The following is an 11695-nucleotide window of genomic DNA, read 5'->3' on the forward strand; positions in this document are numbered from 1 at the left end:
CCATGAATGCTTGATTCAGTGGCCACCGCCACCGCCGCCGCTGGGCGACTTGAGCTTGTCCGAGAACCACAGCGGGATGATCGCCACGAGCAGGATCATGCCGACGATGAAGAAGCCATCGTTGTAGGCCATCACGAAGGACTCCCGCCGCACGATGCGGTCGATCGCGGCGATGGCCTGCTGGGCCGCCGTCGCCGGGTCGAAGCCCTTGGCGAGGAACGATTGCGTCAGCGCGTCGAGCCTAGCCTGCGTGGCGCTTGATACCAGCGACACCGACTCGCCCAGGCGTTCCGAGTGGAAGTGCTCGCGGTTCGTGAGCGCAGTCGCCAGCAGGGCGATGCCCACCGAGCCGCCCAGGTTACGGGTCATGTTGAACAGGCTCGATGCCGACGTCATGTCCTTCGGCGGGATCCCGGCCATGGCGAAGTTCGACAGGGTCAGCATCACGAACGGCTGGCCGAGCGCGCGGATGATCTGCGACAGCATCAGCTGGTCGTAGCCCGTGCTGGCATCCATGTACGCGTTCATCAGGCACGAGATGCCGAACAGCCCGAGGCCGAACGAGCAGAGGATGCGATTGTCGATCTTCTGCGACAGGCGCGCCACGAACGGCATCACGAACAGCTGCGGCAGGCCGACCCAGGCGATCACTTCACCGATCTGCATCGGCGAATAACCCGCGATCTGGCCCAGGAACAACGGCAGCAGGAACGACGAGCCATACAGGCCCATGCCGATCACCGCGGACAGCACTGTCGCGACGAGGAAGTTGCGCTGGCCGTACAGGCGCAGGTTGACGAACGGCTCCGGCCGCGAAAAACCGATCACGACCCAGCCGAGGATGCCGACCAGCGCCAGCGAGGCGAACGTGATGATGAAGCCGGACTCGAACCAGTCCTTCGAGTTGCCCTCTTCCAGGAAGATCGTCAGGCTGGCGAGCCCCGTCGCCATGAACGCGATGCCGAGCCAGTCGGCCTTGTACAGCGCCTGCAAATTCATGGGCTCGCGGTCGATGCCCCAGTACATGCCCGCGATGAGCAGCACGCCCGGCACCCAGTTGATGTAGAAGATCGATGGCCAGCCGTACAACTCGGTGAGGTAGCCGCCCAAGGTCGGGCCCATCGCGGGTGCCAGCGTGGCGGTCAAGCCGAACATCGCCATGCCGACGGCGCGCTTGGCCGGGGGCAGGCGCGTCATCACGAGGGTCATCGCCATCGGGATCAGCGCGCCGCCCGTGAAGCCCTGCATCATGCGGAACACGATCATGCTGGACAGGCTCCAGGCCGTGCCGCACATCGTCGAAAACGCGAGGAACAAGGCCGTCGTGAGCATCAGGTAGCGGCGCTGGCCGAGGGCGCGCACGAACAGCGCCGTCATCGGGATCACCACGATCTCGGCGCACAGGTAGGCGGTCGAGATCCACGAGCCCTCTTCCTGCGTCGCCGACAACGTGCCGAGAATGTCGCGCAGCGAGGAGTTGGTGATCTGGATGTCGAGCACCGCCATGAAGGCGCCGAGCATGCCGGCCAGCACCGCGATCCAGGTGCGCGCATCGATGCGCGCGCCGTTGGCGGGTGCCCCCGGGGGCGCATGCGGCGCCATCGGTTTGGTGATCGTCGTGGACATGACGGTTCCTTACATTATTTGGCGGCTTGCTGTTGCGGTGCCTTCTGGCGCAGGTCGATCTCGACGACGGTCGACATGCCCGGCACGAGGCGGCCGGCGTACTTCCTGAGGTCTTCCGGGGCGAACGTGATCTTCACCGGCACGCGCTGGACGATCTTGGTGAAGTTGCCGGTCGCGTTATCGGCCGGCAGCAGCGCGAACTGATTGCCCGACGCCGGCGCGAAGCTGTCCACGCGGCCGACCAGTTCGTGCTTCGGCAGCGCGTCGACCTGGATGTTGACCTGCTGGCCCGGCACGATGCCCGGCAGCTGCGTCTCCTTGAAGTTGGCGACGACCCACACGTCGTCCTGCACGATGGCGGCGAGCTGCTGGCCCGGCTGCACGCGCGCGCCGACTTCCACGCTGCGCTTGCCGATACGGCCGGAGACCGGCGACACGATGCGGTTATAGCCGAGCTGCTGCTGGGCGTCCTTCAACTGGGCCTGCAGCACTTTCACTTGCGCCTTGAGCACGTCGCGCGCCGAGATGGCGGCGGCGATCTGCGCCTTGGCGGCGTTGGCGTTGTCGCGGCGGGCCGTAACGTCGGCCGTGGCGCCGGCGCGCGCGGCGGTGGCGGCATCCACTTCGGCTTTCGACACGGCTTTCATCGTGCTGTTGTACAGCTGGCCGTAGCGCTCGGCGTCCTGCTTGGCGCGCACGAGGTTCGCCTGCGCCTGCACGACTTGCGCCTGCGCGGCGGACGCCTGCGCCTTGGCCTGCTCGACGGCGGCGTCGGCCTGGACGATCTGCTGCTGCACGCTGGCGATCTGGGCCTGGATCTGCTCGACCTTAACGCCCTGGTCGGCCGGATCCAGCTCGGCCAGCACGTCGCCGGCCTTGACGATCTGGTTATCGTCGAACATCACTTTCGTGACGACGCCGGGGATGCGCGACGACACCGGGTGCACGTGGCCCGTGACGTAGGCGTTTTCCGTCTCGACGAAATAATGGCTGCGGTACCACATGCGGCCGCCGGCGGCCAGCGCGGCGGCAGCGATCAGGCCGACCACGATCAACACGCGCTTGGGAGGTCCCTTGGCGGCGTTGGCGGGCGCACCCTGGGCCGCCGGCGGAACGGCAGCGGCCGGCTTGTGGTCGACCGTCGTTTGGGTATCTGGCATGTGAACTCCGAAATGAAATGAAATTGGTCAATCGCATTATTGGACAACTTTTTGGCAAAGTCAAGAAATGAAACGGTTGCATTTCATTTGAGATTGCACTAGCATTGAGCCATGGACAAACATATGCATGACGCGGCCGAATGCTCCGGCAAGGCCGCAGGCCGGCCCAAGGCCGCCGACGTCGAGGCGCGTACGCAGGAATTGCTGCAGATCGCCGGCACGCTGTTCCTCAAGAACGGTTACACCAAGACCAGCCTGGAAGCGATCGCCCGCGCGGCCCACGTCGCGGTGCGCACCATCTATGTGAAGTTCGGCGGCAAGGCCGGGCTGCTGGCCGCCGTGCTGGCCGCCAAGCGCCACCGGTTCTTCCGCAGCCAGCCGATGGAGACGGACACCCGCCCCTTGCGCGAGATCGTGGACGACTTCGCGCACCAGATGTACGCCCTGATGTCCTCGCAGGAAGCCATCGACCTGCAGCGCATCGTGCTGGCCGAGGCGCCCACGAATCCGGAACTGGCCGAAGCCTTCTGGAACGGCGGTCCGCGCAAGACGCGCGAGCTGCTGAGCCGCTTTTTCGCCCGCCCGGACATCCGCGCCCAGATGCGCCCCGACGTGCCGCTCGACCTGCTGCCCTGCCACCTGATGGCCACCATTTCCGGCGAACTGCTCATGAATCTCCTGCGCCCGCAGTTCGTCATGGATCCGGAGAAGGCCGTCAGCGACTTGGAACGACGGCTCGATCTGTTCTACCACAGCATCCTGCCGCCGCAATCCTGATTCCACTTGGCAATGTGCGTCATCGCACCGACTCGATGAGTGGGAACCGGCATCCTGTGTTCTTTGAAGGAGGATGTCATGAACAACAACAATGCGAAGACGGCAGTTCGCCGCAAGGAGGGTGCATGAGCAAGTCGTCACGTTACGAATGGCGCGACCAGCAGGCCGCGCTGCACGAGCGCATGAAGGGGTTCCTCGCGAACCCGAGCAATGAACAGCTCGAGGCCATCGTCGCCGAAATGCGCGCGTACGCGGATGCCGCACAGAGCGGCAGTATCGAGATTCCGCAGCGGTGGACCGCTTACAGTTGACCTAGCGCCTTTCTCTTTCCCCGATCGGCAGGACACGCCCACGCAGCGTTCCTGCCGATTTCTTTTGGCGCCTGCCCGGCGCAGGTCGCGCCGCCCGGCTGCATTTCGTCGCATCGTACCCGGCGCAATCACCGTCTTGGCTACAGTGTGCCCATCGACACGACACTGGAACCGCCATGATCCGCACCGCCATCCTGACCCTGGCCATCGCCGCACCGCTTGCGCACGCCGCCGACCTCGTCATCCACGTCGACAACGTCAAGTCAGGCACGGGCCAGGTGCTGGTCGCCCTGTACGACAACGCCGACGCCTTCCTCAAGCGCCCGGCCCGCGCGACGAAGGTCCGGGCCGACAAGACCGGCACGACGCTCGTCTTCCACGACGTCGCGCCGGGCGACTACGGCTTCTCGGTCTTCCACGACGTCAACGACAACGGCCGCATGGATACGAACCCGATCGGCATCCCGACCGAACCGACCGCCTTCAGCAACAACGCCCGAGGTCGCATGGGCCCGCCGGCCTTCGATGCCGCCAAGCTGGCCGTGCCCGCCGCGGGCCTGGACACGACCGTGTCCCTGCGCTGAGTTCCATGGTAACTTTCTGGCTGCTTGAAACAAGGACAACATGCCGACCTCTTCCACCACGTCGATGCACCCCCTGGAATCGTTCGCCCCGTTCCGGCGCTGGCGTCCCTCGCCGCTGCGCAACCTCGTCTACACGTTCGTGTGGAACGGCATCATCGGCGTCGCGCTGGCATGCGCGGCGATCCTGTTCGGCAGCCGCGCCCCGCTGGTCACGCTGCTGGTGGAGATGCTGCTGGCGTCGAACGTCATCGGCTTCCTCATCCACGGCATGGTGCATCTGCTGCGCCGCATCGCGCCGGGGCGCAGCGGCACGGCGATGCGGGCCGCCAGGCTGTTGCTGACCGCGTGCTGCGCACTGCTCGGCATGGCCGTCACGGACGCCGTGCTGGGCGGCCGCAGCACCTTCGACGCGCTGCTCCACGCGGGTCTGATGGCGCAGTACCTGCCGGGCGCCATCGTCGTCGCGCTGTTGATGGCGGCCGTGCTGGCGTCGGGCGAGCGCCGCGTGGCGAGCGAGGTCGAGGCCGCGCGCCAGCAGGAGCAGATCGCCGAAGCGGCGCGCCTGCTGGCCGAAGCGAAGCTGCGCACCCTGCAAGCCCAGATCGAGCCGCACTTCCTGTACAACACGCTGGCGAATGTCGTGAGCCTGATCGGCCCCGATCCGGCCAGAGCGCGCGACATGCTCGAGCGCCTGATCGATTTCCTGCGCGCGAGCCTGTCGGCCAGCCGCGCGGAACACGCGACCTTGGGCGCCGAGATCGACCTGGCCCGCGCTTATCTGGATCTGCTGACGGTGCGCATGGGCGCGCGCCTGCGCTTTCGCATCGACGTGGACGCGGCCTGCCGCGACGCCGTCATCCCGCCGATGCTGATCCAGCCGCTGGTGGAAAACGCCGTCATGCACGGCATCGAACCGAAGGTGATCGGGGGCACCGTCACCGTGCGCGCGCGCCGGACCGACGTTGGACTGTGCGTGGAAATCCTGGACGACGGGGTCGGCCTCGTGCCGGCGCCGCCGCGGCCGGGCGGCGGCGTGGGCCTGTCCAATCTGCGCGAGCGGCTCCGCTCCTTGCATGGAAATAGTGCTCAAGTACAATTGCTTGAAAATCAAGACGGAGGCGTGACGTCGCGTCTGATCCTGCCAATATAAACTCCGAAACGCCGACCGAGGTGCCACCATCGATCCCATCCGTGCCTTGCTTGCCGACGACGAACCGCACCTGCTGGCCTACCTCGAAGAACAGCTGGCGATCGCCTGGCCGGACCTGCGCATCGTGGGCCGCGCCGGCAACGGCATCGAGGCGCTGCGCCTCGTCGACGAGCTGGCGCCGGATATCCTCTTCCTCGACATCCGGATGCCCGGCCTGAACGGCCTCGATCTCGCCGCCCGTCTCGTCGACGACAAGCGGGCGCCGCGCGTCGTGTTCACGACGGCGCACGAGGCGTACGCGCTGCAGGCGTTCGAGCACGCCGCCTTCGACTATCTGCTGAAACCCGTCCGCCTGGAGCGCCTGCAACGCACGGTCGCCAGGTTGAAAGAAGCGCTGGCGGCGCCACGGGCGGCGCCGTCCGCCGACATGCTGGCCGGCCTGCTGCGCCAGCTCGGCATGGCGCCCGCCGCCCCCGTGCCCGCGCCCGCGGCACCGCTGCAATGGATCCGCGCCGCGCAAGGCCAGGAGACGCGGCTGATCGCCATCGACGAAGTCATCTACTTCCAGAGCAACGACAAGTACACGAGCGTGTTCGTGGCCGACGGCGAGCACCTGATCCGCACGCCGATGCGCCAGCTGCGCGAACAGCTCGACCCGCAGCAATTCTGGCAGATCCACCGCAGCGTGATCGTCGCGGCGCGCCACGTGGCCGGCACGCGCACGGATTTCCGCGGCCGGCTGCTGGTGAAACTCAAGGGCCGCGACGAACAGCTCGTCGTCAGCCGCAATTACGCCGACCTGTTCCGGCAGATGTAGCCACACCTGCGACGCGCCGCGCATAAATCCCACATTGCGAAAAGGCCTTTCACGATCTGCTTCGCCTTTACGAAAAGGTCGTGCATAATAGCGTCTGTCCTATGTCTTATATAAGACTTAGTCGCAAGGCAACATGCGACGTTTGTGGCCGCCGGATCGATGTTTGACGGAGTATGATCCTCGATCTGTTCACCACCTTGGCATCCGTGGCCCGGACAGCCGATGACTTTTTAGAAATAGTATTCCAAACCCTCCCGCACATCGAGGAACCAGCGTATGAGCAGTGATCAGACCATCATCTACACCCTAACCGACGAGGCGCCCCTGCTGGCCACCCACGCCTTCCTGCCTGTCGTCGAGACGTTTGCCAAACCCGCCGGCATCCGCATCGAAGAAAGCGACATCTCCGTCGCGGCGCGTATCCTCGCCGCCTTCGCCGACCGCCTGTCGCCGGAGCAGCGCGTGCCGGACACGCTGTCGGAACTCGGCAAGAAGACGCTGCAGCCGGATGCCAACATCATCAAGCTGCCGAACATCTCGGCATCGGTGGGCCAGCTGCAGGCGGCCATCAAGGAACTGCAGGGCAAGGGCTACAACCTCCCCGACTACCCGGCCGACCCGAAGACGGACGAAGAAAAAGAAATCAAGGCCCGCTATGGCAAGTGCATCGGCTCGGCCGTGAACCCGGTCCTGCGCGAAGGTAACTCGGACCGCCGCGCGCCGAAGGCCGTCAAGGAATACGCTCGCAAGAACCCGCACTCGATGGGCGAATGGTCGCAGGCATCGCGCACGCACGTGTCGCACATGACCCACGGCGACTTCTACCACGGCGAGAAGTCGATGACGCTGGACCGCGCGCGCGACGTCAAGATGGAGCTGATCACGAAGAGCGGCGAGACCATCGTGCTGAAGCCGAAGGTCGCCCTGCAGGACGGCGAGATCATCGACTCGATGTTCATGAGCCGCAAGGCCCTGCTCGAGTTCTACGAACAGCAGATCGAAGATGCGCACAAGACCGGCGTGATGTTCTCGCTGCACGTGAAGGCGACCATGATGAAGGTCTCGCACCCGATCGTGTTCGGCCACGCGGTCCGCACCTTCTACAAGGAAGCGTTTGAAAAACACGGCGAGACGCTGGCAGCACTGGGCGTGAACGTCAACAACGGCATGGCCGACCTGTACAACAAGATCGCCAAGCTGCCGGATTCGCAGCGCGAAGAAATCATCCGCGATATCCACGCGTGCCAGGAACACCGCCCGGCACTGGCGATGGTCGACTCGGCCAAGGGCATCACCAACTTCCACTCGCCGAACGACGTGATCGTCGACGCATCGATGCCCGCGATGATCCGCGCCGGCGGCAAGATGTACGGCGCCGACGGCCGCCTGAAGGAAGTCAAGGCCGTGATCCCGGAATCGACGTTCGCCCGCATCTACCAGGAGATCATCAACTTCTGCAAATGGCATGGCGCCTTCGACCCGCGCACGATGGGCACCGTCCCGAACGTCGGCCTGATGGCCCAGCAGGCCGAGGAATACGGCTCGCACGACAAGACTTTCGAAGTGCAGGAAGACGGCGTCGCCAACATCACCGACATCGCCACCGGCGAAGTGCTGCTGTCGCAGAACGTCGAGAAGGGCGACATCTGGCGCATGTGCCAGGTGAAGGACGCCCCGATCCGCGACTGGGTCAAGCTGGCCGTCACCCGCGCCCGCAACTCCGGCATGCCGGCCGTGTTCTGGCTCGACCCGTACCGTCCGCACGAGAATGAACTGATCAAGAAGGTCAAGACCTACCTGAAGGATCACGACACGGAAGGCCTGGACATCCAGATCATGTCGCAGGTGCGCGCGATGCGCTTCACGCTGGAGCGCGCATGGCGCGGCCTGGACACCATCTCGGTGACCGGCAACATCCTGCGCGACTACCTGACCGACCTGTTCCCGATCCTGGAACTGGGCACCAGCGCCAAGATGCTGTCGATCGTCCCGCTGATGGCCGGCGGCGGCATGTACGAGACGGGCGCCGGCGGTTCGGCACCGAAGCACGTGCAGCAGCTGACCGAAGAAAACCACCTGCGCTGGGACTCGCTGGGCGAATTCCTCGCGCTGGCCGTGAGCTTCGAAGACCTGGGCATCAAGACCGGCAACGCGAAAGCCAAGCTGCTGGCCAAGACGCTGGACGCCGCCACCGGCAAGCTGCTGGACAACCGCAAGTCGCCGTCGCCGAAGACCGGTGAACTCGACAACCGCGGCAGCCAGTTCTACCTGTCGATGTACTGGGCCCAGGAACTGGCGCAGCAAACGGAAGACGCCGAACTGGCCGCCTACTTCGCACCGCTCGCCAAGCAGCTGGCCGAGAACGAGCAGAAGATCGTGTCGGAACTGCTCGAGATCCAGGGCAAGCCGGTCGACATCGGCGGCTACTACAAGCCGGACGATGCGAAGGTCAAGGCCGTGATGCGTCCGAGCGCCACGTTCAACAAGGCACTGGAAAGCGTCGGCGCCTGATTACGCTGCACGGTGCGTGAGCACCGATGAAAAAACCCCGGCTCCGCTTCCTGCGGGGCCGGGGTTTTGTTGTTTACGGCAAGCCCTGCACGTAGCCTTCCTTGGGATAGCCGATGACGTAGTCGACGTCGAAGCGCCGTCCGGTTCGGCGCGCCAGGCCGACGGTGGACCTTCGGGTCGAGCGCGGCCGGTACGCCGGCTTCCCGCCAGCCCGGTCGGCCCGGTACGCCAGCACCAGCTTGCCGCCCTGCGGCGCCGCCACCTGCACCATGATCGTCCGGCTGTCGCGCGCGCCGGCCCGCGCCCGCGCGCGCACCGCTCGGCTTCGCGGGACTCGCGATCGGGCTGGCGCTGACGCTGATCCACCTGATCAGCATCCCCGTCACCAACACGTCCGTGAATCCGGCCCGCAGCACCGGCCCCGCGCTGCTCGTCGGCGGCTGGGCGCTCGCGCAATTGTGGCGGTTCCGGCTTGCGCCGCCGGTGGGTGGGCGCTGGCCGGCGCCGTGTACCGCGCCCTGCTTGGAACGCGACGAGGGCGGGCCGGCGGTGGAAGGCGTCCGACCCGCGGTTAAATGCCGTTCAGCGGACGGCGCCGCGTCGCACGACGACGCCGTCCTTCATCACGAACACCGGGCGCTCGGTGACCGTGATGTCGGCGATGGGATTACCCGGCACCGCCACGACGTCCGCCAGCTTGCCCGCCTCCAGCGTGCCGACGCGGTCAAACGTGCCCAGCAACCGCGCCGCGTTGGCGGTACCGGCCATCAGCGATTGGGCCGGCGTCAGGCCGTTGTCGACCATGTAGCGGAACTCGCGCGCATTCGTGCCGTGGGCACCGACGCCGGCATCGGTCCCGAGCGCGATCGGCACGCCGATCTGCACCGCGTGACGGAACATCTGGCGCGAGTGCGACGCGGCGGCGCGGCCCTTCTCCGCGATCACGGACGGGAACGTGGCGATCTTTTCCTCGACGTGCGCGATGGCGGAGATCGTCGGCACGAGATACACGCCCTTTGCCTTCATCATGCGCAGCGTATCGTCCTCGAGGAAGCTGCCGTGCTCGATCGAATCGACGCCGGCCGTCACCGCCATCTTCGCCGCCTTGTCGCCGTGCGCATGCGCCGCGACCTTGCGCCCCCACGCGTGCGCCTCGCCGATCACGGCATTCATCTCATCCTGCGACAGCTCCGGCGCGTCGACGGGATCGGACAGCGACAGCACGCCGCCCGACGGCATGAACTTGATGACGTTGGCGCCGTACTTGATCTGGTAGCGCACCGCGGCGCGGCACTCCTCCGGCCCGTTGCATACGCCCTGCAGCGGCCCGGCCGGCGCAAGCTTCTGCGGCGGGATCGGGTCCTGGTCCGCATGGCCGCCCGTCGAGCCGACGGCATAGTTCGACACGAGCATGCGCGGCCCCGGCACCTTGCCGGCATCGATGGCATTGCGCAGGCCGAGCGCGATCCAGTCCGTCGACCCGACGTCGCGCACGGACGTGAAGCCCGCTTCCAGCGTGATGCGGGCGTAATAGGCGCCGTACAGCGCCTGCTCGGCCGGGAAGCGCATCATGTTGTCGAAGAAGTCGCCGTACCAGTTGTCGCTCGACTGGCCGGACAGGTGCACGTGCGCGTCGATGAAGCCCGGCAGCAGCGTGGCGTCGCCCAGGTCGATGACGTCGGCGCCGGCCGGTATGCCGGTCCGGTTGTCCTCTTCCTTGCCTTGTGCGATACGGACGATCTTGTTGCCGACGATGGTCAGTTGCGGATGCTCGACGATCTTGCCGCTGGCGCCGTCGAACATGCGCGCGGCGCGCAGCACGACCGTGTGCGGCGTCGAGGGTGCGGCGTCGGCCGCGCAGGCGTTGGCGGCCAGCAGGGCCAGGGAAGCGGTGAGGATGCGGAGTCGTGTTGTCATTGGCGGCAGCCCATCGGTGGAAAGCGCCGATGTTACGCCGGGATTTTCTTATTAACAACGTGATCACATGCGGCGGTGCGGCAAGCGAGGCGCCTGCCGCCCGGCGTGGACCGCTTACGCCGGCTTGCGGCGGCGACGGCGGATGAGGGCCATCGCGCCGGCGCCCAGGCCGAACGTCGCGATGCTGACCGGTTCCGGCACGGCATTCAGCGTATCGTTGCTGGCGAAGGTCCGATAGTCAGCGGCATTCGCAGCCTTGAACTGGGCCTGCTGGCCGCCGTCGCAGCAGCCTTCCAGACCGTAGACCTTCATAACGTGGTTGCCGGCCGCGAGATTGATCGCCCCCTGCAGGCTGCCGTTCGCCGTCCCGTAGTTGTTGGCCCACCACATGTCGTGCGTGTTGTAGCCGAGTACCACCCCGTCGACGAACAGGGCACCGCCGTAGCCGAAATCGACGCCGGTGCGGAAGTTCCAGGTACCTGCCTGCGCTGCGGTCACGCCGAAATTAATCGTGGATTCGAAGGCGTAATTGCTGAACGCGCCAAAGTAATTCTTGACCGCCAGGTTGTCGTAGACAGCCACGGACTTGCTGCCCTTGTACGCAGCAGGGTTGGCGATGGCGGCGTCCACGGCCAGCTTGTAGGCGGCCGCACTCGCCTGTGCCGCAGGCGATGTGGTCGCAACCTGCAGGGTAATGACACTGGCGTTGGCATTGAGAGCAAGGCTGGCAGCCAGGGCAAGGCCGAGTTTGGAGCGAACGTTCATCGCGTGTTTCCTTGATTTGTTGTGATTTAAATCAATATATCATTCAAAAAAGAATTTTGTCATTACAAAAAGTAATT

Annotated in this window: 11 protein-coding genes and 1 pseudogene; 7 read left to right on the forward strand and 5 right to left on the reverse strand. The window is 65.7% G+C overall.

The window, feature by feature from the left end:
- Positions 1-15 precede the first annotated feature (15 nt).
- Positions 16-1626, reverse strand: a complete 1611-nt coding sequence (locus tag BVG12_RS14720; RefSeq protein ID WP_083685063.1) for a DHA2 family efflux MFS transporter permease subunit — start codon at positions 1624-1626, stop codon at positions 16-18.
- Between the two features lie 14 nt (positions 1627-1640).
- Entirely contained in the window at positions 1641-2786 is a 1146-nt protein-coding gene (locus tag BVG12_RS14725) for an HlyD family secretion protein (protein WP_075793045.1), read from the reverse strand.
- A gap of 111 nt (positions 2787-2897) precedes the next feature.
- Between BVG12_RS14725 and BVG12_RS14730 the strand changes: the two genes are divergently transcribed.
- From BVG12_RS14730 to BVG12_RS14755, 6 genes are all read left to right on the forward strand, one after another.
- Positions 2898-3563, forward strand: coding sequence for a TetR/AcrR family transcriptional regulator (locus BVG12_RS14730; RefSeq protein ID WP_075793046.1), 666 nt, complete (start codon positions 2898-2900; stop codon positions 3561-3563).
- A 125-nt stretch (positions 3564-3688) separates the two neighbouring features.
- Positions 3689-3874: a hypothetical protein gene (locus tag BVG12_RS14735; protein WP_075793047.1), complete on the forward strand. Its 186-nt coding sequence runs from the start codon at positions 3689-3691 to the stop codon at positions 3872-3874.
- Between the two features lie 176 nt (positions 3875-4050).
- Positions 4051-4458 carry a DUF2141 domain-containing protein gene (locus BVG12_RS14740; protein ID WP_075793048.1) on the forward strand — a complete coding sequence of 136 codons (408 nt, stop codon included), beginning with the start codon at positions 4051-4053 and terminating at the stop codon, positions 4456-4458.
- A gap of 40 nt (positions 4459-4498) precedes the next feature.
- On the forward strand, positions 4499-5608 hold the full coding sequence (locus BVG12_RS14745; RefSeq protein WP_075793049.1) for a sensor histidine kinase: 1110 nt from the start codon (positions 4499-4501) through the stop codon (positions 5606-5608).
- A 37-nt stretch (positions 5609-5645) separates the two neighbouring features.
- Complete coding sequence (locus BVG12_RS14750; protein WP_156895643.1) at positions 5646-6425, forward strand: LytR/AlgR family response regulator transcription factor; 780 nt, start codon at positions 5646-5648, stop codon at positions 6423-6425.
- 276 nt (positions 6426-6701) lie between these two features.
- Positions 6702-8936, forward strand: coding sequence for an NADP-dependent isocitrate dehydrogenase (locus tag BVG12_RS14755; RefSeq protein ID WP_075793051.1), 2235 nt, complete (start codon positions 6702-6704; stop codon positions 8934-8936).
- A 73-nt stretch (positions 8937-9009) separates the two neighbouring features.
- Here BVG12_RS14755 and BVG12_RS14760 read toward each other — a convergent pair whose 3' ends face one another.
- On the reverse strand, positions 9010-9207 hold the full coding sequence (locus BVG12_RS14760; RefSeq protein ID WP_156895644.1) for a hypothetical protein: 198 nt from the start codon (positions 9205-9207) through the stop codon (positions 9010-9012).
- Between the two features lie 38 nt (positions 9208-9245).
- On the opposite strand from BVG12_RS14760, the pseudogene BVG12_RS14765 reads away from it, so the two are divergent.
- Positions 9246-9511: pseudogene (locus tag BVG12_RS14765) on the forward strand (aquaporin); the annotation flags it as partial.
- Between the two features lie 7 nt (positions 9512-9518).
- Here the strand turns inward: BVG12_RS14765 and BVG12_RS14770 are convergent.
- Positions 9519-10853: a metal-dependent hydrolase family protein gene (locus tag BVG12_RS14770; protein WP_075793053.1), complete on the reverse strand. Its 1335-nt coding sequence runs from the start codon at positions 10851-10853 to the stop codon at positions 9519-9521.
- 114 nt (positions 10854-10967) lie between these two features.
- The gene (locus BVG12_RS14775; protein ID WP_075793054.1) at positions 10968-11618 is read right to left on the reverse strand and encodes a CCXG family PEP-CTERM protein; all 651 of its coding nucleotides are present in this window, start codon (positions 11616-11618) and stop codon (positions 10968-10970) included.
- Between the last annotated feature and the right edge of the window lie 77 nt (positions 11619-11695).

This window comes from Massilia putida (assembly GCF_001941825.1).
Lineage (GTDB): Bacteria > Pseudomonadota > Gammaproteobacteria > Burkholderiales > Burkholderiaceae_D > Telluria > Telluria putida.